The sequence below is a fragment of the Zunongwangia sp. L-65 genome, from assembly GCF_056859415.1.
Window position 1 is genome coordinate 1 of sequence record NZ_JBSXOK010000036.1, and the last position, 23091, is coordinate 23091.

The 23091-nt window shown below is 35.6% G+C and carries 19 protein-coding genes; 15 read left to right on the top strand and 4 right to left on the bottom strand.

What is annotated here, in order from left to right; all coding sequences use genetic code 11:
- Positions 1-498 precede the first annotated feature (498 nt).
- Entirely contained in the window at positions 499-1626 is a 1128-nt protein-coding gene (folK, locus tag AC13DP_RS02965; RefSeq protein ID WP_483067291.1) for a 2-amino-4-hydroxy-6-hydroxymethyldihydropteridine diphosphokinase, read from the bottom strand.
- Positions 1627-1736: 110 nt separating this feature from the next.
- On the opposite strand from folK, the gene AC13DP_RS02970 reads away from it, so the two are divergent.
- Together AC13DP_RS02970 and AC13DP_RS02975 are read left to right on the top strand one after the other, a co-directional pair.
- A complete protein-coding gene (locus tag AC13DP_RS02970) occupies positions 1737-2444 on the top strand; it encodes a queuosine precursor transporter (protein WP_483067292.1) in 708 nt (235 codons plus the stop codon).
- A 127-nt stretch (positions 2445-2571) separates the two neighbouring features.
- On the top strand, positions 2572-5271 hold the full coding sequence (locus AC13DP_RS02975) for an AsmA family protein (RefSeq protein ID WP_483067293.1): 2700 nt from the start codon (positions 2572-2574) through the stop codon (positions 5269-5271).
- Positions 5272-5924: 653 nt separating this feature from the next.
- On the opposite strand, the gene AC13DP_RS02980 is transcribed toward AC13DP_RS02975, so the two are convergent.
- On the bottom strand, positions 5925-8555 hold the full coding sequence (locus AC13DP_RS02980; protein ID WP_483067294.1) for a valine--tRNA ligase: 2631 nt from the start codon (positions 8553-8555) through the stop codon (positions 5925-5927).
- A 132-nt stretch (positions 8556-8687) separates the two neighbouring features.
- Here AC13DP_RS02980 and AC13DP_RS02985 point away from each other — a divergent pair, with 132 nt between their 5' ends.
- The 3 genes from AC13DP_RS02985 (at position 8688) to murB (ending at position 11574) form a co-directional block, all read left to right on the top strand.
- Complete coding sequence (locus AC13DP_RS02985) at positions 8688-9104, top strand: DUF1573 domain-containing protein (RefSeq protein WP_347406587.1); 417 nt, start codon at positions 8688-8690, stop codon at positions 9102-9104.
- Between the two features lie 265 nt (positions 9105-9369).
- The gene (locus tag AC13DP_RS02990) at positions 9370-10563 is read left to right on the top strand and encodes a pyridoxal phosphate-dependent aminotransferase (protein ID WP_347406586.1); all 1194 of its coding nucleotides are present in this window, start codon (positions 9370-9372) and stop codon (positions 10561-10563) included.
- A 3-nt stretch (positions 10564-10566) separates the two neighbouring features.
- Positions 10567-11574 carry a UDP-N-acetylmuramate dehydrogenase gene (murB, locus tag AC13DP_RS02995; RefSeq protein WP_347406585.1) on the top strand — a complete coding sequence of 336 codons (1008 nt, stop codon included), beginning with the start codon at positions 10567-10569 and terminating at the stop codon, positions 11572-11574.
- On the opposite strand, the gene AC13DP_RS03000 is transcribed toward murB, so the two are convergent.
- Positions 11571-12152, bottom strand: coding sequence for a fasciclin domain-containing protein (locus AC13DP_RS03000; RefSeq protein WP_347406584.1), 582 nt, complete (start codon positions 12150-12152; stop codon positions 11571-11573). The two genes, murB and AC13DP_RS03000, sit on opposite strands and share 4 nt — an antisense overlap.
- Before the next feature lie 132 nt (positions 12153-12284).
- Between AC13DP_RS03000 and AC13DP_RS03005 the strand changes: the two genes are divergently transcribed.
- The 6 genes from AC13DP_RS03005 (at position 12285) to AC13DP_RS03030 (ending at position 18390) form a co-directional block, all read left to right on the top strand.
- Positions 12285-12488, top strand: coding sequence for a hypothetical protein (locus AC13DP_RS03005; RefSeq protein WP_013073137.1), 204 nt, complete (start codon positions 12285-12287; stop codon positions 12486-12488).
- Between the two features lie 6 nt (positions 12489-12494).
- Positions 12495-13598 (top strand): glycosyltransferase, encoded by a 1104-nt coding sequence (locus AC13DP_RS03010; protein ID WP_347406583.1) that lies wholly within the window; start codon positions 12495-12497, stop codon positions 13596-13598.
- Positions 13589-14158: an RNA polymerase sigma factor gene (locus AC13DP_RS03015; protein ID WP_347406582.1), complete on the top strand. Its 570-nt coding sequence runs from the start codon at positions 13589-13591 to the stop codon at positions 14156-14158. Before AC13DP_RS03010 ends, AC13DP_RS03015 begins: the two co-directional genes overlap by 10 nt.
- A 75-nt stretch (positions 14159-14233) precedes the next feature.
- On the top strand, positions 14234-15112 hold the full coding sequence (gene lipA / locus AC13DP_RS03020) for a lipoyl synthase (protein WP_041579062.1): 879 nt from the start codon (positions 14234-14236) through the stop codon (positions 15110-15112).
- Between the two features lie 4 nt (positions 15113-15116).
- Positions 15117-16115 (top strand): type I glyceraldehyde-3-phosphate dehydrogenase, encoded by a 999-nt coding sequence (gap, locus tag AC13DP_RS03025; protein ID WP_347406581.1) that lies wholly within the window; start codon positions 15117-15119, stop codon positions 16113-16115.
- A gap of 43 nt (positions 16116-16158) precedes the next feature.
- Positions 16159-18390 carry a tetratricopeptide repeat-containing hybrid sensor histidine kinase/response regulator gene (locus tag AC13DP_RS03030; protein ID WP_347406580.1) on the top strand — a complete coding sequence of 744 codons (2232 nt, stop codon included), beginning with the start codon at positions 16159-16161 and terminating at the stop codon, positions 18388-18390.
- Positions 18391-18501: 111 nt separating this feature from the next.
- On the opposite strand, the gene lpxK is transcribed toward AC13DP_RS03030, so the two are convergent.
- The gene (gene lpxK, locus AC13DP_RS03035; protein ID WP_347406579.1) at positions 18502-19503 is read right to left on the bottom strand and encodes a tetraacyldisaccharide 4'-kinase; all 1002 of its coding nucleotides are present in this window, start codon (positions 19501-19503) and stop codon (positions 18502-18504) included.
- A gap of 184 nt (positions 19504-19687) precedes the next feature.
- On the opposite strand from lpxK, the gene AC13DP_RS03040 reads away from it, so the two are divergent.
- The 4 genes from AC13DP_RS03040 to msrA all read left to right on the top strand — a co-directional run bounded on the left by AC13DP_RS03040 (position 19688) and on the right by msrA (position 22973).
- Positions 19688-20782, top strand: coding sequence for a Nif3-like dinuclear metal center hexameric protein (locus AC13DP_RS03040; RefSeq protein ID WP_347406578.1), 1095 nt, complete (start codon positions 19688-19690; stop codon positions 20780-20782).
- Between the two features lie 2 nt (positions 20783-20784).
- Positions 20785-21564, top strand: a complete 780-nt coding sequence (locus AC13DP_RS03045) for a zinc ribbon domain-containing protein (protein WP_013073146.1) — start codon at positions 20785-20787, stop codon at positions 21562-21564.
- A gap of 166 nt (positions 21565-21730) precedes the next feature.
- Positions 21731-22303 (top strand): hypothetical protein, encoded by a 573-nt coding sequence (locus AC13DP_RS03050; protein ID WP_339812914.1) that lies wholly within the window; start codon positions 21731-21733, stop codon positions 22301-22303.
- A gap of 7 nt (positions 22304-22310) precedes the next feature.
- Positions 22311-22973, top strand: a complete 663-nt coding sequence (msrA, locus tag AC13DP_RS03055; protein WP_272959171.1) for a peptide-methionine (S)-S-oxide reductase MsrA — start codon at positions 22311-22313, stop codon at positions 22971-22973.
- Positions 22974-23091: the final 118 nt, after the last annotated feature.

A 23091-nucleotide genomic window follows, 5' to 3' on the forward strand; every position in this document is an offset into this window, starting at 1 on the left:
AAGAAAAGTCGAAGAGGGCAAAAATAAAATGAGTGTTCTAAATGCGGTCAGGAACAAATTGTTACACATTGCTATGGCACTAATTAAAAACCAAACAAATTATAAAAACCGCTTGGAATTGTCATAGAAATCGAAGTGACACATCTTACTGTAAACTAAAGTGATTTTTAGGGACGAAAAATTATATCAAGAACTGCAAAGCACTAAACTGTTGGAATATAGAATAGAGGGAAGAGACAGCAAAGAGGTACGATTCAAGAAATAGGAATCAGGAGTATTTAATTTTAAATCTCAATTTTGAATTGACTGTAAAGTATATATCGTAAACTTTTTCGGAACTCGATCGAAATGACAAAGATTCTCCTCATTTCCACTGTATCGTAACGAAACGGAGAAGCCTTAACAATCAACTAAAATAACTTCTCGATACAACAAATTTCTCCATTTCATTTCGAAATCTGTCACTCGAAGCGACATCATTTTACTATAAACTAAAACCTATAGCTTAATTTCTCCTAATAATTTCAAGTAATCTTTGCGGTTGTTTACAAAATCCAGTTCAGAAATATCGATAATCTGGACTTTCATATTGGTTTGAGACTTTATAAAAGAGAGGTAGCTTTTATTGATATCCATTAAATATTCAGGCTGAATATTCTGTTCGTATTCCCGCCCTCTTTTTTTGATATTCTGAAGTAATCTTTCGGTATTTTGATAAAGATAAATGTACAAATCTGGCTTAACCAACTCTTTATACATTAAATGAAATAACTTTTGATACAGCGAATATTCATCTTCTTCTAAAGTGATTTTAGCAAAAATCAGGGATTTAAAAACGTCATAATCAGAGATCACAAAGTCCTTAAACAAATCGTACTGCGCCAAATCATCAGATAATTGCTGATAGCGATCGGCCAAAAAAGACATCTCTAGCGAAAAAGCATAGCGCTCCTGATCTTCGTAAAATTTTGGTAAAAACGGATTGTCCTTAAAACGCTCTAAAATTAGTTTGGCGTTAAAATCCTGAGAAACCATCGTCGAAAAACTGGTTTTACCGGCTCCAATATTCCCTTCCACCGCAATATAATTACAGGAACTAAACTTGTTATTGAGCTTGGGTGTTTCAAGTTTCGCATCGATTTTAGACAATCCAGCATCATCCTTTACTTCGAGCAATAATTGCTGAATTTTCTTTTTTAGTACAGGATGCACTTCTTTAGAAGCAATATCATTTAAAGGTTGTAATACAAAACGTCGATTTTGGATTTGCGGATGCGGCAAAGTCAAGGTTTCTGTTTCACTCACTTCATCTTCAAAAAGCAAAACATCCAAATCTAAAGTTCGATTTTGGTAATTTTTAGCATCATTCCTTTTTCGGCCAAAGTAAGCTTCAATCGCTAATAATTTACGTAGTACCTCTTCCGCAGAAAAACGTGTAGAAACCGAAATACAGGCATTAAGAAAGGTGTTTCCGGCAAAACCCCAGGAAGCGGTTTCATACACTGAAGAAATTTTTAGAATTTCACCAACATCTTCAAATATCCTGTTTACTGCATTTTGTAAAATATCAAAACGCTCTCCTTCATTGCTTCCCAGCGCTATATGTACTATCTTAGGGGATTTCAAACTGTAATTAAGAAAAGTTTAATAAGGGGTATGCTATAATTTCACAGCAAATTAAGCAAAACAAATGCACATACCCTTAATTTTGTTGGTAAGTATTTTAAAAAATAAATTTGGCAAAACTCTACTTAAAAGATAAACTAACGGCCTATAGATTTTACCTGATTATAGCCGCTTTGTTCATTGCATCTCTGGTAGTTTCTAATTTAATATTTCAGAAGTTTTTTAGCTGGGATTTTTTCGGCCTTTATACTTTTGAAATTTCGGTGGGTATTTTGCCATATCCGGTTACGTTTTTAATTACCGATCTTATTAGTGAGGTGTATGGGAAAAAGAAAGCTAACCAGGTCGTGACCGCCGGAATCTTTGCCTCGCTCTTTTCTTTATTGATTATTTATACCGCAGATGCTGTACCGGCAACAGACTGGTCCCCTATTGGAAATGAATTATTTCAAAAAGTGTTTGGAGCTACCGCCATTGCTGTAATTGCTTCGATGCTGGCTTACTTACTGGCTCAATACATCGATATTCAGCTTTTTCATTTTTGGAAAAAACTCACCAAAGGGAAACATCTTTGGATAAGAAATAACTTTTCAACTTTTCTTTCCCAATTTGTAGACACCTTTTCCGTGCTTTTCTTGTTGTGTAGCTTTCATAAAATTGAATGGGATCGTTTTGGTGCTCTTTTACTAAGTGGGTTTTTATTTAAAGTAATTGTAGCGATTTGCGATACACCTTTTCTATATGCCGCGGTATATGCAATGAGAAAACGATTTAAGCTTGCGGAAGGGGAAGAAATTATCCTGGAAGAACAAGATTGATTCGGTATTACTTTTTTATGAGTAACTAGCTCGAGGCATTTATTAGAAAACAAGTTTATTTCTAGGCAAACATTGAAATATTTAATCTCGATTATCGAGAAAAAACTACTACTTAACCTTAATTGTGATGAAAAAAGTATTTAAAATTATAGGAATTACGCTACTTGTAATTATTGTATTATTGATTGCAGCCCCGTTTTTATTTTCTTCACAAATAGAGAATTTCGTTAAGAAGACGATTAATAATAACGTAAATGCCAAGGTTGAATTTGCTGATATCGACCTTAGTTTATTTAGAAGTTTCCCACAAGCTACCGTGGTTTTAATTGACGTGAGCGTAATTAATAACGCTCCTTTTGAAGGCGATACTCTGGCCGATGTTAAAGAAGTAACCTTGCAAATGAGCATCAAAGAACTTTTTAAAGGGAGCGAAGAACCAAAGAGAATAGACGAATTTAAAGTTAATGATGCTTATATTAATATTTTGGTAGATTCACTGGGCAGAGCCAATTATGATATCGCTAAAATTGATACTACCGCAACCACTACAGGAACCCCTGCAGATACCACCGGCGGTTTTAGTTTAGATCTTCAGCATTACGAGATCAATAATTCCCGATTACACTATAAAGACGTTGGGGCTAAAATGGCCTTAAAATTAGAAGAATTAAATCACCAGGGAACCGGAGATTTTTCGTTAGACCAAACCGAATTGGATACCGATACTGAAGCTATCGTTTCTTTTGAATTTGATAGTATTAACTATTTAAACAAGAATAAAGTAGATCTAGATGCCGTAATCCAAATGGATCTGGAAAATATGAAATATACCTTCCTTGAAAACGAAGCGCATATCAATCAATTACCATTAACTTTTAATGGCTTTGTGCAGGTTGATGGGGACGATACGAATATTGATCTTACGTTTAAAACACCATCATCTGACTTTAAAAACTTCCTGGCGGTAATTCCTGAAGTGTACGCCAAGAATATCGAAAACGTTGAAACCAAGGGAGATTTTGTGGTTGATGGAATGATTAAAGGTACCGCAAACGACAAATACATTCCTAAATTAGATATTAAAGTCACCTCAAATAATGCCTCTTTTAAATATCCCGACTTGCCAAAAAGTGTGCAGGACATAAATCTCGATCTACGTGTTTTAAACGAAACCGGAATTGTAGAAGATACTTATTTAACTTTTAAAAATGTAAAATTCAGAATCGATCAGGATCGTTTTGCGGCTAACGGAAGTGTAAAAAATCTTATGGGTAATATGTTAGTAGCCCTAAATTTAGACGGAACCCTAAATTTAGCAAACCTTGATAAGGCTTATCCTTTGGATATGGATCTTGATCTAAACGGAATCCTTACCGTAGATGCTTCAACGAGTTTTGATATGAACAGTATCGAAAAAGAACAATATCAAAATGTAAAAAGTAGTGGTACGGCAGGGATCAAAAACTTTAGCTACAAATCCCCTGAAATCCCTAATGAAATTAAAGTCTCTAGCGCCAGGGTGAATTTGAGTCAGGGTAATGTCACTGTTCCAGAACTTGATTTAACCACTGGTCAAACCGACTTACAGGCTACAGGAACTATTCAGAATTTAATGGGCTTCTTGTTTACAGATCAGGAATTAAAAGGGATCTTCAATGTAAAATCAAACACTTTTGCAGTGAATGATTTTATGGTTGCCCAAACCGAAGAGAAACCAGTAACAACTTCCGAAGAAAACACGTCTGAAACATCAAAAACCGAAAAAGTAGCCACCGGTGAAGAAGCGATAAAAATACCGTCTTTCTTGGATGTGGTACTTACCTTCAATGCAAATAAGGTTCTTTACGATAATCTAAAACTAACCAATGCTAAAGGAAAATTGATTATCCGTGATGAAACCGCAACCTTAGAAAATATCACTACAGATATTTTTAACGGAAATATCGCTCTTAACGGTCATGTTTCTACAAAAACTGCAACGCCAACATTCGATATGTCTTTAGATCTAAATGCGATAAGTATTGCTGAATCTTTTAACGGACTGGAACTTATGCAAGGATTGGCACCTATCGCCAACGCATTGCAGGGAAAAATACAAACTAACCTAAATTTAAAAGGAAATTTAAACAACGATCTTACCCCAATTTTAACCAGTTTAGCCGGTGATGCTTTAGCTCAAATATTAACCGCGGATGTAAATCCGGAAAAAATGCCGCTTTTAGCGAAACTAGACAGTCAACTCAATTTTATCGATCTTGATAAAGTTGATTTAAATAATCTAAAAACAAAATTATCTTTTAAAGATGGTGCGGTAAATATTCAGCCATTCGATTTTAAAATTAAAGATGTTCTGGTACAGGTTTCGGGTAGCCATGGTTTTGATATGAACATGAATTATAAACTGAATTTAGATGTTCCTGCTAAGTATTTAGGAAACCAGATTGGAAATACCTTAAGTCAGCTAAGCGGATCGAGTTTGCAAAATACCAAAGTTGAAATTCCTGTTGGTTTAAGCGGAACTTTCCAAAGTCCGCAGATCAATTTGAATATGCAGCAGGCCATTAGTAGTTTAACGCAGAAAATTGTTGAAGAGCAGAAAAATAACCTGAAAGAAAAAGGTACGAATGCCTTAAACGACCTGATTAATAAACAACTGGGTAAAAACAATCAAAATCAGCAGTCTACAGATAGTACAGCAACAAAGACTCCACAAACAAAAACCGATTCTACTAAAACAACGCAGGAGAAAAAAATTGAAGACGCCGCAAAATCGATTCTGGGCGGATTGTTAAATAGAAATAAGAAGAAAAAGGACACGACGCAGTAGTTCAGCTCGCAGTCACGGTAAACAATTTACAATACTAATTACCGTATACATTATCAACCCTCACAGGCCTATTCTGGATAGCTATGACCTGTGAGGTTGTTAATTTTAATAATAAATTCATGTTTCGTTCAAAAAACTTTAGAACCTCAGTTCGATCTAAGAAAATTTCGGAGACTGAGTGAAATCTTGGCAAAAGATTTTGTATCGAAGTTTCCATTTTGGTAGCATTTCGATACAAATTTTCCTTGAAAATTCACTCAATGAACCAAAATGCCTGCAAAAACTTTTATATCAAACTCAGGTTTAGAATAAAAGTAGATTATTAGCTTTCAGAAAAAACTTACCGAATTCTCGGATTCTACTTCTTAGCGAAATCATCGCATAACACATTGCCCAATTAAACAACCTCAACGCTATATTTCCTCTATTCTAACAGCAAGTGATCTGCTTATAGAGAGTTTATAGTTTACAGAAAAGCGATATGCTTTTAGCCGTTATTTTTCAGCTCAAAAAATCAAATTCAATATTCAAAATTGAAAATTCAAAATTTTATCTTAATTATTGTTCTCTTCTCTCTAGTCTAAATTTCATTTTTACTACAAACAAAAAGCCCCACAAAATTGTGAGGCTTTCATTAAAGGCTTTATTTTTTTTTATTTCAAACTCGCTAAACTTGTCTTTAAAGCTTCAATTTTAGCTTCTGCATCTGCTTGTTTCGCTTTTTCAATAGCAACAACTTTCTCTGGAGCATTGTTCACAAAGCGCTCATTAGAGAGTTTTTTATTTACTGAATTTAAGAAACCTTCGGTATATTTTAATTCTTCCTCTAGCTTGGCAATTTCAGCTTCCACATCGATTGCTCCACCAACCGGAATAAAATAATCATTTGATTTTACACGAAAAGATAAGGCTCCTTCTACCTGTTCATTTACATAATCCAGGTTGGCGATATTGCCCATTTTAGCGATCACTTTATCAAACGAGTCCGACACATTATCATTGTTCTGAACCTTTAAATCAATCTCATTTTTAAACGCAATATTTTTATCTTTTCTAATCTTACGCACCCCAGAGATTACCTCTGAAGCAAAAACAAATTCATTGATAATTTTTTCATCATAAGCTACTTGCGCTGGCCATTGCGCTACAATTAGAGCTTCCTCTGGTGTTCTTTCACTGATGGTCTGCCAAATCTCCTCTGTAACAAAAGGCATAAAAGGATGAAGAATTCTTAAATTATCTTCTAGAATAGCGATTACCGCATCGAATGTCTTCTTATCTATCGGTTGCCCATAAGCCGGTTTTACCATTTCTAAAAACCAGCTACAGTAATCGTCCCAGATTAATTTATAGGTTCCCATTAGCGCATCACTAATTCGATACTTAGAATAATGATCTTCAATTTCTGCTAAACTCTTCTGGAATTTTGCTTTATACCAGTCGATTGCGATTTTAGAAGTCTCTGGTTGCTTAGTCTCTGCTGAAACTTCCCATCCCATAACCAGGCGGAATGCATTCCATATTTTATTAGCAAAAGCACTACCCTGCTTACATAGATCCTCGTCGAACATCAGGTCGTTTCCTGCAGGAGAACTAAGTAGCATTCCCACACGAACACCATCTGCACCGTATTGGTCGATCAACCCTAGTGGATCTGGTGAGTTCCCTAAAGATTTAGACATTTTACGACGTTGCTTATCACGAACAATTCCGGTTAGGTACACATTTCTAAATGGTCGTTCCCCTCGATATTCATAACCCGCGATAATCATTCTTGCCACCCAGAAGAATAAAATTTCTGGTGCGGTGACTAAATCATTGGTTGGATAATAATAATTTATTTCGTCATTTTCTGGTTCCAGTATCCCGTTAAAAACACTCATTGGCCATAACCAGGAAGAAAACCAGGTATCTAAAGCATCTTTATCCTGAGTAAGATCTTCAGCTGTTAAACTTGAATTTCCTGTTTTTTCCTGTGCTTTTTGAACTGCATCTTCAAGCGTCTCTGCTACTACAAAATCATTAGTTCCGTCACCAAAATAATAAGCCGGTATTTGATGTCCCCACCAAAGCTGACGAGAAATATTCCAATCCCGTACATTTTCCATCCAGTGACGATATGTACTTAAAAACTTCTCTGGCACCAAATTAATATCATCTCCAACAACCGCATCAATAGCCGGTTGTGCGAGATCCTTCATTTTTAAAAACCACTGGTCACTTAGTTTAGGTTCGATCACCGCACCGGTACGTTCGCTAGTTCCTACTTTATTAGTATGATCTTCGGTTTTCACTAAAACACCAGATGCTTTTAATTCAGCAACAATTTCTTTTCTTACCCTAAAACGATCCTTCCCTACATAATGCATCCCAAAATCATTTAGTGTAGCATCATCATTAAAAATGTCAATAATTTCAAGATTATGCTTATCCCCCAACATTTTATCATTTTCATCATGCGCCGGAGTCACTTTTAGACAACCAGTACCAAACTCAAGATCTACATACTCATCTTCAATAATTGGGATTACTCTTCCGCAAATAGGCACAATTGCTTTTTTACCTTTAAGATGTGTAAAACGTTCGTCGTTAGGATTAATACAGATGGCAGTATCGCCAAGAATAGTTTCAGGACGAGTAGTAGCAATAGTTACAGACTCATCACTTCCTTCGATCTTATAATTAAGGTAATATAAATGTCCTTGTTTTTCCTGATAGATCACCTCTTCGTCAGAAAGCGTTGTTTTTGCTTCAGGATCCCAGTTTACCATCCTAAATCCGCGATACACCAAACCTTTTTCATAGAGATCCACAAAAACTTTAATTACAGAAGCAGACATATTGTCGTCCATTGTAAATTTTGTACGATCCCAGTCACAAGAAGCACCTAATTTTTTAAGCTGATCCAGAATAATACCTCCATGCTTATGTGTCCATTCCCAGGCATGTTCTAAAAACTCCTCACGAGAAAGATCGTTTTTGCTAATCCCTTCGTTTTTAAGTTTTGCCACAACTTTTGCTTCGGTAGCGATAGAAGCATGATCTGTTCCCGGCACCCAGCACGCGTTAAAACCTTTTAAACGCGCTCTTCTTACCAATACATCCTGAATAGTATTATTAAGCATATGCCCCATATGCAGGACTCCTGTTACGTTTGGTGGCGGAATTACAATCGTATAAGGTTCTCTTTCGTCTACCTCTGAATGGAAGTATTTATTATCCATCCAGTATTTATACCATTTATCCTCTACTTTATTTGCACTGTATAGTGAAGCGATTGCCATATTTGGTCTAGTTTTTGAAAATAAAGGCAAAAGTAATTATAAGTGGAGAATTTTAAAAGAAGTTGAATTGAATATAATTTTTGAATCTGTTGTAATTCAGCGTATCTTTACTCTTCCGAAAATTATTGAATTATGAAAAAACTAGCATTAATTGCCATTTTAGCCTTTGTAGGATTTAATTCTGCCATGGCACAAAAAACTGCCAAAATGCAGTTTAAGTCTGAAACAATAGACTATGGTGAAATTAAAAAAGGAAGCGATGGCGTTCGTGTATTCGAATTTACAAATACAGGGGACATCGATTTGGTGATCACCAATGTAACTTCCAGCTGCGGCTGTACGATTCCTAAAAAACCAGATGGACCAATTAAACCGGGAGCATCTGGAAAAATTGAAGTAAAATACGACACCAATAGACTTGGACCAATAAGAAAAACGGTTACCGTATATTCTAATGCTGAAGAGCCTACCAAAGCCTTAAAAATAAAAGGTAGGGTTTTGGACGATGAAACCCCCAAAACCGATGGTGGTGATACGGATACCAAATAACCAGAAATCACTGTAAAATCTTAAAACTCCCGAAATTTCGGGAGTTTTTTTATGCCTCATAAAATGTGGCGCTTAAAAGTAAACTGCCTTAGGGCAAGCCCATGAGGCTGTCCTAAGAAAATTATTTTTATTGCAAGGTATCTTGATAACTATTCTTACAACACCGGAACATTTAATATCGATTATCGAGTCAAATTTCAACAAAAGCTTCCTTAGATTCTTACTTAAATTTTGCATTTTTGCAACGAATATAAAACGCACAAGAATGCCTTCAATTTCTAAAAAAGGGCTTAGCATGCCCGAATCTCCGATAAGGAAATTAGTTCCGTTTGCAGAAGCGGCAGCCAAAAAAGGTAAAAAGATCTACCAGTTAAATATTGGACAGCCCGATATTAAAACTCCTGAAATTGCTATGCAGGCCGTAAGGGATAACAGTATAGAAGTTTTATCTTATAGCCATTCTGCAGGTTTTGCAAGCTATCGTGAAAAACTGGCTAAATATTACGAAAGAAATGACATTCACGTCACTGCAGAAGATATTATTGTGACCACCGGTGGTTCTGAAGCCCTTTTATTCGCAATGGGAACTATTACAGATCCGGGAGACGAAGTGATCATTCCTGAGCCGTTTTATGCCAACTACAATGGTTTTGCGACATCAAGCGGAGTAACAATTGTACCAATTAAATCTTCTATTGAAAACAATTTTGCCTTACCTCCAATTTCTGAATTCGAAAAACTAATCACAGAAAATACAAAAGCCATTCTTCTCTGCAATCCTGGCAATCCAACAGGGTATTTATATACAAAAGAAGAAGTACAACAAATCGCCGATTTGGCTATAAAACACGACCTCTTCGTTGTCGCTGATGAAGTGTATCGAGAGTTCACCTACGACGGAGTAAAACATAATAGTATTATGAGCATTCCTGAGTTAGCGAACAACGCAATTATGGTAGATTCGGTTTCTAAGCGTTTTAGTATGTGTGGTGCTCGTATTGGTTGCTTGGTTTCTAAAAACAAAGAAGTAATCACCACCGCAATGAAGTTTGCTCAAGCACGACTTAGTCCTCCAACCTTAGCTCAAATTGCCAGTGAAGCTGCTTTAGATACACCGCAGGAGTATTTTGAAGAAGTAAATGAAGAATATACTTTACGAAGAAATATTCTTGTAGAAGGTCTTGAAAAGATTAAAGGTGTAAAGGTGGCTAAACCTAAAGGAGCCTTTTATTGTATCGCAGAACTGCCAATAAAAAGTGCAGATGATTTTGCGCAATGGTTGTTGGAAGATTTTGAATTCGAAGGTGAAACTATAATGGTGGCTCCTGCTGCCGGTTTTTACTCTACTCCAAATACGGGATTAAACCAGGTGCGTATTGCTTATGTATTAAAAAAAGAAAATCTTGAACGTGCCTTACAAATCTTAGAGGTGGCGATTAAACAATATACCAGTAAATAGGATATGAAGGTAATCCACAATGTCTCTTTAAAGCCCTACAATACCTTTGGGATTGATGTTAGAGCCAGTAAATTCATCAAAATCCAAACGATTGAAGATTTAAAAAAGATTTTAAGGAAAACCTATGCCGAAGAACTTTTTATCCTGGGTGGCGGTAGCAATATGTTACTAACAGGAGATATTCATAAAACGGTACTCCAGATCGATTTAAAAGGAAAAGAAGTTCTAGAAGTAAAAGATGATTATGCCATTATAAAAGCTCATGCCGGCGAAAACTGGCATGAGTTTGTTTTATGGACGCTAAAAAATGATTTTGGCGGACTAGAAAACCTCTCCCTTATTCCGGGAAATGTAGGAACCTCTCCCATCCAAAATATTGGGGCTTACGGCGTAGAGCTTAAAGACAATTTTGTGTCTTGCGAGGCCATTAACATCCAGACTTTAGAAAGTCGAACTTTTACGCTTGAAGATTGCGAATTTGGGTATAGAAATTCTGTTTTTAAAAATAAACTGAAAGCACAATACATTATCACCACTGTAAATTTTAAACTAAGTACCAAAAATCATCAACTTAAAATAGATTACGGTGCTATCAAATCTGAATTAGAAGGCATCGAAAATCCAACTATAAAAGACATTTCAGATGCGGTAATTCGAATTCGGGAAAGCAAACTTCCCAATCCTGCCAAGATTGGTAATTCTGGTAGTTTCTTCAAGAATCCTGTAATTTCTATGGAAGTTTTTAAAAATCTACAACAAGATTTTCCAGAAATCCCAAATTATCCCATTAGTGAATGCGAAGTAAAAATTCCTGCAGGGTGGCTTATTGATAAAGCCGGATTAAAAGGCCATCGTGATGGCGACGCCGGTGTACATATAAAACAAGCATTGGTTTTAGTAAACTATGGGAATGCTAGCGGAAGTGATATTTTAATGCTTTCGATAAAAATCAGGGAAATTGTCAAAGAAAAATTCGGGATTGACCTGGAACCTGAAGTGAATATCATTTAATTCCGCCCCACAATTCTGTTTATTTTATATAAAAATCCGTTTGAAGCTTTGGCCGGCTTAGCCAATTTCAGCAATTCTCCAGAAGCCGATTTTATATAAACATCGCCATCTTTTTCTATAAATTTTAACCTTGAGCCTTCCATATTTTCTACTAATAATTGATGCCGATTTTCGAGAATTTCAGCTTTTAATTTTTCGTAAGGTAAAGCGCGATTCAGTATAAATAACTTAGAGAATCCTGCCGATTCATTTTCGTCGAATTCAGTATAATTTAAAGTTTCAAAAGCTTCATCTTCCGGAGCAAAAACAGTGTACGGCCCACGTCCCTTCAATAAAGTCGCCACAAGATCTCCATTTTGAAGCACTCGATTAAAACTAGAAAGCTTAATATCTTCTGCTGCGATAATAGCTATACTTCTTGATTTGGTTATTGCTTTCATTCGCTTTGTATTGCTAACGCTAAGCAAACTATCTTCGATTTTCACCTCGTCGATCATATTTTGCCGCTGTTTTTCTTTTATTTTACCGCAAGAGACCACTAAAAAAAGAGCTGTAAAAATTAACATTATCTGTTTCATACTTCTAAAGTACAGCCACTTAAAATCTCAAAACGGTAAAACTTCGTTAAAGAATGTAAAGCAATTACTAAACATGCGACTTATTTTAAAAAAGAGCGAATAATTCGTATTTTTGCATTACAAGATTTAATTATGGAACTATTTATTATAACAGCAGTTTTACTAGGATTAGCCTTTGCAGGTATTGCAATTAAAATATGGGGAAAGAAAGATGGGGAGTTTGCAGGAACCTGCGCTAGCCAGAGTCCATTTTTAAATAAAGAAGGTGAACCCTGCAGTTTCTGCGGAAAGATGCCAGACGAGAAGTGTAAAAATCCAAAGCAACCGTCCAATTAATGCTGAATGGCAACAGTTCTATTTGCCCTTTTTCTTCTATTCGCGGCAATTAATATTGGTTATTTTCTAGCTTTTTTTAATTTTTCGGGAGCAGCAACTTCTGAGGCCAAACCAGTAACATTTCCTGTTTCGGTAATTGTTTGCGCAAAAAATGAAGCTGAAAATTTACAAAATTTCCTGCCTTCCATATTAGAGCAGGACTATCCTGATTTTGAGGTAATAGTTATTAACGACGCCTCTGCAGATCACACCCTGGATATTATTGAAGAATTTCAACAATTGGATCCCCGAATTAAAATCGTAAATGTTGTAAATAACGAAGCATTTTGGGCCAATAAAAAATATGCGCTTACACTGGGGATCAAAAAAGCGCAAAATGAGCATTTAATTTTTACCGATGCCGATTGTGCGCCTCAATCAATTCATTGGCTTAGACATATGGCCTCAGGATTTTCTGGAGAAAAATCTATCGTTTTAGGGTACGGTGGATACTTTCAATATAAAAAATCGTTTATCAATAAGTTAATACGCTTTGAAACGCTTTTAACTGCCATACAGTACTTTTCTTACGCAAAACTTGGTAATCCCTATATGGGTGTAGGCAGAAATCTTGCCTATACCTCTAGCCAGTTTTATAAAATGAATGGTTTTGCTTCACACTTACAAGTTCGATCTGGCGACGATGACCTTTTTGTAAACGAGGCTGCCACCAATAATAACGTAGTGCTTTGCGATCATCAGGAAAGTATTACCAGAAGTGTACCCAAGACCAGTCTTTCCGGATGGTTTAGACAAAAAAGAAGACATGCCTCTGTAGCGAAATTTTATAAATCCAGGCATAAATTTTTATTAGGATTATTTTACGCCAGCAGATTGCTATTTTGGGTCTTGTTGATTATTCTATTGGTTTTTAAATTATACTGGCCGTTCACTTTAGGTGTCTTGGGATTAACTTTAATAATAGAAGGCATCGTCTATTTTCAGTCAGCTAAAAAATTAGATGAAAAAGATGTAATTTGGATATTTCCTATTCTCGAACCTTTCCTAATCCTAGCGCAATTAGGTATATTTATAGCAAACATTATTTCAAAACCCTCACATTGGAAATAAATCAGGAGTTATTATTACAAAAAATCCAAGAGGCAAAAAAAGGAAACCAGTCGGCTTTTAACTATTTGCTTGATAAATTTTGGAACGATGTTTATGGATTCCAGCTAAAAAAAACACAAAATGAGTATGAAGCTGAAGACATTACCGTACAAACCTTTTCTAAAGCTTTTAAAAGATTAGAAACTTTTGACGAAAATTACTCGTTTAGTACCTGGCTTATTGCGATTTCTAAAAATATTCATGTAGACATCCTTCGGAAGAAAAACAGCCAGTTACGCATCAATACTATTTCTGAGTCAACTGATAAAGTAAATACGATTGTAGACGAAACACCTTCTATTGAGGACAAGCTCATTACCGAACAAAACCTGGCACAACTCCTTCAGGATATCAAAAAATTAAAACCACATTATCAGGAAGTTTTAAACCTTCGGTTTTTTCAAGAGAAATCGTATAAAGAAATTTCAGAATCCTTGGGCGAACCTATGAATAATGTGAAGGTTAAATTATTAAGAGCCAAAAAATTACTTTCAGAAATTATTGAAGATCGAAAAAGCTAGTTAAGTTTTTAAACTAGCTACGTCTAATTATGCAATTAGATAGAATATTGTATCTTTGAAAAAGAGATTTTTGCTATGAGTACAGAGACACTTACACCTACAAAAACAACACCTAAAGGAAAACCAAAATGGCTTAGAGTTAAGCTTCCTACAGGTAAAAAATATACCGAATTACGTAGTCTTGTAGACAAATACGACCTACACACTATCTGTACTTCGGGGAGTTGCCCGAATATGGGAGAATGCTGGAGCGAAGGAACTGCAACTTTTATGATTTTAGGTAATATTTGCACACGCTCCTGCGGTTTTTGTGGTGTAAAAACCGGTAGACCGGAAACGGTAGATTGGGATGAGCCAGAAAAAGTAGCACGCTCTATTAAATTAATGAAAATTAAGCATGCGGTGGTGACAAGTGTCGATCGTGATGACTTAAAAGATATGGGATCTATCATTTGGGCCGAAACGGTAAAAGCGATTCGTCGTATGAATCCTGAAACCACCCTTGAAACACTAATCCCCGATTTCCAGGGAAATACAAGGAATATAGACCGTATCGTAGAAGTAGCTCCTGAAGTTGTTTCCCATAATATGGAAACCGTGCGTCGCTTAACCCGTGAAGTTAGAATTCAGGCAAAATACGATCGCTCTTTAGAAGTTCTACGCTATTTAAAAGATCAAGGTATTAATCGTACAAAATCGGGAATTATGCTTGGTCTTGGCGAGACAGAAGAAGAAGTTATCCAAACGCTTCACGATCTTAAAGACGCTAACGTAGATGTGGTAACCATCGGGCAATATTTACAACCCAGTAAACGCCACCTGCCTGTTAAGCAGTTTATCACTCCAGATCAATTTAAAAAATACGAAGCTATAGGTTTAGATTTAGGGTTTAGACATGTAGAAAGTAGCGCACTGGTAAGATCTTCTTACAAAGCACAAAAGCATATTAACTAAGAAAATGCCTAAAATTAATCTTGGAATAAACGGTTTTGGCCGAATTGGCCGAAATTTGTTTAGATTACTTATTGATCATCCTCAAATAAATGTAGTCGCGATAAACGACCTGGCCGATGCAAAAACATTAGCACATTTATTAAAGTATGACAGCATACATGGGATTTTTAATGCTAGCATTTCTGCACAAGAAAATAAGTTAATCGTAAACGGAAAAACGATCACTGTTTTTAACGAAAATCATCCTTCTACAATCGATTGGAAGTCTACTGCAGTAAATGTAGTGGTCGAAGCTACCGGAAAGTTTAAAACGCGACCAGAACTCGAAAAGCACCTAAAAGGATCCGTAAACAAAGTAATCTTATCGGTTCCACCACAGGACGACAGCATTAAAATGGTGGTTCTAGGAGTCAATGATAATATTTTGGACGGTAGCGAGGACATTATTTCAAATGCATCCTGTACTACCAATAATGCAGCACCTATGCTAAAGCTTATTCATGAAAATTTTCAAGTTGAGCAAGCTTATATCACCACAGTACATTCGTTTACTTCAGATCAAAGTTTACATGACCAGCCACATCGGGATTTAAGACGTAGCCGTGCGGCAACACAGTCTATTATTCCTACCACAACCGGAGCCGCCAAAGCATTAACCAGTATCTTCCCTGATTTAAATGATGTTATTGGAGGCTGCGGAATTAGAGTTCCAGTACCCAACGGATCACTTACGGATATGACAATCAATGTTTCGAAATCAACTTCCATAGCAGCAGTAAACAGGATTTTCAAAACAGCGGCAGAAACTAGTTTAAAAGGCATCTTAAGTTATACTGAAGATCCCATTGTTTCTAAAGATATCTCTGGAAACACTCATTCTTGCGCTTTTGATGCTCAAATGACATCTGTAATCGATGGTAAATTAATCAAGCTTATTGGCTGGTACGACAATGAAATTGGATATTCAAGCAGGTTGATAGATTTAATTTCAACTTTCTATTAATTTAAGTATCTTTAGTTCCAATTTTAAGCCGTTTAGCTATAAAATGGATAAATTAAAGCTTACGTATATCCTGCTTTTTTCGTGCTTTTTAATTTTTTCATCTAGTGCCCAAAATCAGAACAGAGAAGAAATTACCCGTCAAATTGATAGCCTGCTAAGGAGTGCAGAACTTTCTGTAAACAGATATGAATTCGACAAAGCCAAAAATGAACTTAACCGATCATTAAAATTAGCCAAGGACAGTAATCATAAGAGGTATGTTGCTTTAAGCAGTAGTATATCCTCCAAACTCGATTATATTCGTCATAATTACAGTGATGCTACAACGTCACTAAATAGAGCTATCGCCATCCAAAGAGAAATTATGGATGAGACCGGTCTTGCTTACAGCTATCTTAGTTTCTCTAAAATCTTAATTTCCCAGCAAGAACGGCAGCGCGCCATCGATTATTTAAATCTATCTGAAAGTCATTATAAAAACTCTAAGGAAAAAAACCTACAGGATTACCTAGCTCTTTTAAACCTGCAACGCGCTATTTTATTTTTAAATTTAGATGAACAACCTAATAAGGCTTTTTTATATTTAAAGGAAGCCCGAAAAAATTTAGATTCCCTTTCCAATCCCTACGAGTATGCCCGGCTTCACTATTATTTAGCCAAAACAGAACTGAGTAGGAACAATTTTGATGCGGCCATTCGCTCTGCGAATATTTCTTTGGCCATTTCAGAGCAGCATGAATTTAATGGCATGATTATGAGCTGTTATGAAATTCTTAGCCAGATCTATGAATATAAAGGGGATAGTTTGGAGGCGCTGCAATATTTAAAACTTTCGAATATTGAAAGAGATAATATCTTTGATATTAATAAAAAAGCTCTGGCGCAAGATCATTATAGCAAATATGGTCGTGATGCGCTTAAAAGCGAAATCAAGGAACTTTCTGCTCAAAAAGAAGAAAACGAGCGTTCTTTAAAAGTAAATAAGCTTACCACCATTTTAAGCGTGGCCCTTATCACCATTCTGTCTTTACTTACTTTATCGTTATATAAAAACAACAATCTTCGAGCCAGAGCCAATGGTTTACTACAAAAGAAAAACCGTGAACTTACTTTAGCGAAAGAAAATGCTGAAAGAGCAACTACAGCCAAGGCACAATTTTTAAGCACCATAACGCACGAGCTAAGAACTCCGCTTTACGCTGTTACAGGCTTAACACACTTACTGCTAGAAGAAAATCCTACACCTAATCAAAAAGAACACCTTAATTCTTTAAAATTTTCAGGGGAATATTTGTTGAGTTTAATCAATAACATTTTAGATCTCAACAAACTTGAAGCAAACAAAGTGGAGATTATAAACTCTTCCTTCGACCTAAAAAAGAGAATTTCTGATGTATTGATAGCCCTTAAAAATTCGGCTGACGACAAGAATAATAAAATCCATTTCGACTTTGAAAAAACAATTCCAAATAGATTAAAAGGAGACCCATTAAAACTATCTCAAATTTTAATCAATCTCATCGGGAACTCTATTAAGTTTACTGAAGACGGAAACATATGGATAAAAGTTGGTCTTCTAAAACAGTTTAAAGATGAAGTATTGCTCCATTTTGAAATCGAAGATAACGGCGAAGGAATTTCTAAAGAAAAGCAAAAAGCAATTTTCGAGAATTTTACCCAGGGCTCTACACAAATCAACCGCAAATTTGGGGGCACCGGCCTTGGACTTTCTATTGTTAAGAACCTACTTAGTTTAATGGAAAGTGAGATTAGTCTGGAAAGCGATTTAGGAAAAGGCTCTAAATTCTCTTTCGATTTAAAATTTGGGATTGTTGAACCGGCTTTAAACACTGAGGAGCAACAAGAAGAAAAACCGGCTACAAAACAAGATTATCTGGAAGGCAAAGAGATATTGGTGGTAGAAGACAATAAGATTAACCAGATGATCACTAAAAAAATTATAGAAAAAAATAAAGCAATTTGTAGAGTTGCCGATAATGGTAGTACCGCCATCGAAATGGTTAGAGAAGGAAGCTTCAACCTTATCCTAATGGATATTCATATGCCGGGAATTAGCGGTATTGAAGCCACAAAAGAGATTAGAAAATTTAATACTGAAATACCGATTATCGCTCTAACCGCAGTAACCTTAGATGAAAATCTTGATGAATTTTACCTTAATGGTTTTAATGATATCATTCCGAAACCTTATAAAACCGAAGAGTTCTTTGCTAAGATCAATAAGTATTTAGCCAAACAGGAAACCAAAACTTAAATTGATCATTAAAATTTGTTTAAAGAAAGGACTATTCTTTATATGCTATAGAAAAGACCTGAATAATTTGAATTGGCCACAAGATTGTACGCTCTAAATTTATTATTTATACTACTCCTTAAATTCAGTTATAAACCTATTAATCCTGTTTAAAAACTGTTCTTCATTTTCTACAAACGCAGTTTCTATAGGTAAATAATAAAGCGGAACGGTTATGTTGTCTTTTAAGCGCATAAAATCCTTCTCGGTAGTAAGAATACATTCTTTGGTATTCAACTGCGCTATTTCTACTTCGGTAAAGTTGTGATGGTCTGGAAATTTTCGATGCTCAAAGTGTACATTTTTGGCTTTTAAATATTGAGTAAAAGGCGCTGGTTTAGCAATCCCCGTTACCACTGTAATAGTATCGCACAATTCGCTAAATGGATACTGATTTTCACCATCTGAAATAGTTTCAGCATATTGAATAGTGGAGAAAAATAAATTTTGATATTGTTTAATTTGAAGCTTAAACCTTATGTGCTCTCTTTCTTTAAGCGTAATATTTTGAGGACATTTAGTAACGATAATCACCTGTGCCCTATCCGCACCAGAATAAGTTTCTCGAAGATTTCCGGTAGGCAATAAAAAATCATCAGCATAAAGATCACCATAAGCGGTTAGTAAAATATTAAAACCAGCTTTTACTTTTCGATGCTGAAAAGCATCGTCTAAAAGCACAATTTCTGCGTGTTTTTTCCTCAATTCTGCAATACCATTTGTACGATCGGCATCTACGGCTACCATAACCTCTGTAAATTTATTTTTAAATTGTAAAGGTTCATCTCCGGTTTGTATAGCTTTCTCCTTCCCATTCAACAACAAAAACCCATCTGTCGATCTTTTATACCCTCTACTCAAAACCGCGATGTTTTTATAGGTCAATTTACGTAGTAAGTATTCTATCATTGGTGATTTTCCTGTGCCGCCCGTACTTATATTCCCCACGCAAATGACCGGAAAATCATAACTGGTACTGTTTAAAATCCCGGCATCAAAAAATTTGTTTCTAAACCATACAACTATACCATAAACAACGGCAAAAGGAAAAAGGAATTTTCGTAGTAAATCCATATAAGGCAGGCTATAATATTTATCTTTGAATCTTAATTTTGCTAAGCGCTATAGTTTTTCGCATTAAAGCTATAGCGATTTAAAAAATCGTATTCACTTTAGCATTAATACATCGCTTCTAAAGTTACCCGATCTTTACTGAATTAGCAAAAAGAGCTAAAAAAGGCAATTAAAATTTAAAAATATGATTATTCAGGATATCATAAAAGAAATTGAGGAATTTGCTCCTTTAAATTATGCTGAAGACTTTGATAACGTAGGCCTTTTGGTAGGTGATAAAACCGCTGTAGTTACCGGAGCACTTATCACCTTAGATACGCTTGAAACTACCGTAGACGAGGCTATTAGCAAGAATTGTAATCTTATTGTAAGTTTTCATCCTATTATATTTTCCGGACTCAAAAAAATTACTGGAAAAAATTATGTAGAGCGTGTTGTTTTAAAGGCCATAAAGAATGATATCGCAATATATGCAATCCATACTGCTTTAGATAACCAGTATAAAGGAGTTAATGATATGATCTGTGAAAAAATCGGACTCATAAACCGTGAAATCTTAATTCCCAAAAAAAACAGTATCAAAAAACTACTCACCTTTGTACCTGCAGATGATGCTGAAAAAGTCCGAAAAGCGATATTTGATGCAGGTGGAGGCAGTATTGGAAACTATGACAACTGTAGTTTTAATGTAAATGGAACGGGAAGTTTTAAAGGAAACACCTCCTCTAATCCCGTGATTGGAGAACGCGGAAGCCTTCACTTTGAAAAAGAAACTCAAATTGGTATCACATTCCCGGCTCATTTAGAAGGCAACATTCTAAATGCTTTATTTACTTCCCATCCTTATGAAGAAGTAGCTTACGAGATTACCAGTCTGGAAAATAGCAACCAGCATCTTGGGATGGGAATGATTGGTGAATTGGAAAAACCGCAGGAAGAAAAAGCCTTTCTAAAAACAATAAAATCAACTTTTAAAACAGGCTGTTTACGCCATTCAGAATTATTAGAAAAACCGATAAAAAAAGTGGCTGTTTTGGGTGGTAGTGGCGCTTTTGCGATCGAAAATGCGAAAAAAGCAGGAGCAGATGTGTACATCACAGCAGATTTAAAATATCACGACTTTTATAAAGCCGAGAAAAATATAGTGCTGGCCGATATTGGACACTATGAAAGCGAACAATTTACAAAAAATTTACTATATTCTTTTTTAACGAAAAAATTTAGTAATTTTGCACTTATTTTAGCAGAGACAAATAGCAATCCTATCAAGTATATTTAAGTATGGCAAAGAAAAATGATCTTACTGTAGAAGAGAAGTTAAGAGCTTTATACGATCTTCAGTTGGTAGATTCCAGAATTGATGAAATTCGAAACGTGAGAGGCGAACTTCCTTTAGAGGTACAGGATTTAGAAGATGAAGTAGCCGGATTGAATAAACGTTTACAAAAATTAGACGGTGATATCGAGGTGATCAACAACGATATCAAGAATAAGAAAAATCTTATCGACGAGTCTAAAACTACTATCAAAAAATATTCTGAGCAGCAAAAAAATGTTCGTAACAACCGTGAATTTAACGCTTTAAGCAAAGAAGTTGAATATCAGGAATTAGAAATCGAACTTGCTGAAAAACACATCAAGGAATATAAAGTTCAGATTGAGCAAAAGAAACAGGTGATCGAACAAACTAAAGAACGATTAAAAGATCGCCAGGCACATTTAGATCACAAAAAAGGTGAACTTGATGCCATCCTCGCCGAAACTGAAAAAGAAGAGCAGGCGCTTATTGACAGATCTGAACAGTACGAAAATGAGATCGACGCTCGTTTAGTAAAAGCTTACAAACGTATTCGTAGCAATGTAAAGAATGGATTGGCAATTGTACCGGTAGAACGCGGTGCTTCAGGAGGTTCTTACTTCACCATTCCACCACAGGTTATTATGGAAATTGCTGGTAGAAAGAAAATTATTACCGATGAGCACAGTGGCCGTATCCTTGTTGATGAAGATTTAGCAAAAGAAGAAAAAGAAAAAATGGATCAACTTTTCCATAGTATGTAATCGCTTAAAAGCTGATTAATATTAGAAAAACTGCTTAAAAATATTGAATATTTTTAAGCAGTTTTTTTATGCATTCAATCCATCAATCCCATTGATTAACAAGGATTTCACAATAATAAGTGCGCAAAAAGTTAACTTTACTGTATAACTAGCACTCATAATTATAATGAAAAAAACAATTTTACTTTTACTTCTTTTTATAGCCTTTTCCTGTAAAAACACCAACAACGATAAATCTGAAATAGCACCTAATGAGACTGCTCCGGTAGAATCTAACGAATCTGCTGCGGATAAAGAAAGTGATATTAATCGCTATGATAATATCGATAATCTTGAAGAGCCTGTAGACACTTCTAAAACTAATAGTGGCGCCGGTGAAATTTCAGGAAGATACCTTAAGCAGGGAGAATTAGATGAAGCCTGCAACTGTTACTGCATAAAAGTAAGTCTTACCGGAAATTCAGAATTTTGTCTTCAACCAGATCGTATGTATATTAACGTACGGTTTGAAAAAACAGGTAATGGTTACGATGCCTTTTATGTGAGCCCTTCTTCTAGAAATAAGGATAAGAATTTACCATGGGAAGATTTTTCTAAAAAAGATGCCATTGCCAGCCTTAAAGCTACAAATGATGGCCTGAAACTTGATTGGATAGGTTTTAAAATTAATGGCCAAATCGCTACAGACTATGCCATTTTTGGAAAGAAAACCTTAGAAGGAAATTTTACAAAAAACTAATTATAACATGAAATCAATTTTCTTAACTGCCGTATGTATATTATGTTTTGCCTGCGGAAATAATGCCCAAAATAAACCGGCTACAAAACCTGAAATTGCCAATGCCAAACCCGTTGAAGTACCTTTAGAAAATGGCATGGCTAAAGCCTATTTTGCCAGTGGTTGCTTTTGGTGCGTGGAGGCGGTTTATGAAAGCGTAAAAGGAGTGAAAGAAGCTGTTTCTGGATATTCAGGCGGTCATACTAAAAATCCTACTTACGAACAAAGCAATACCGGAAGAACCGGGCATGCTGAAAGCGTAGAAGTTATTTATGACCCAAAAGTTGTAAGCTTTGAAACTCTCGTAAAAGTGTATTTTGGATCCCAAAACCCTACTCAGGTTAACGGGCAGGGACCGGATCATGGTTCCCAGTATCGCTCTATCATTTTTTATCAAAACGAACAGCAAAAACAAACTATAGAAAAAATAAAAGCTGAAGTTGCTAAGAATTACGATAAGCCCATCGCGGCAGAAATTTTACCATTTCAAAAATTCTGGATCGCCGAAGATTATCACCAGGACTATGAAAAATATCATCCCGAAAATCCATATATCCAAAAAGTGTCAATCCCAAGGATTAACAGGTTTAAGAAAAAATTTCCAGAGCTGTTAAAAAAAGAGGTGCATTAAAAGTCCTAAAACACTAAAAAAAGCAACCCGAAATTCGATAATTTCGGGTTGTTTTTTTTTATTTTAAGTGCAAGCATCTCATCATTTAAAGATCAATTATCGAGTAAAAGTGTATTTT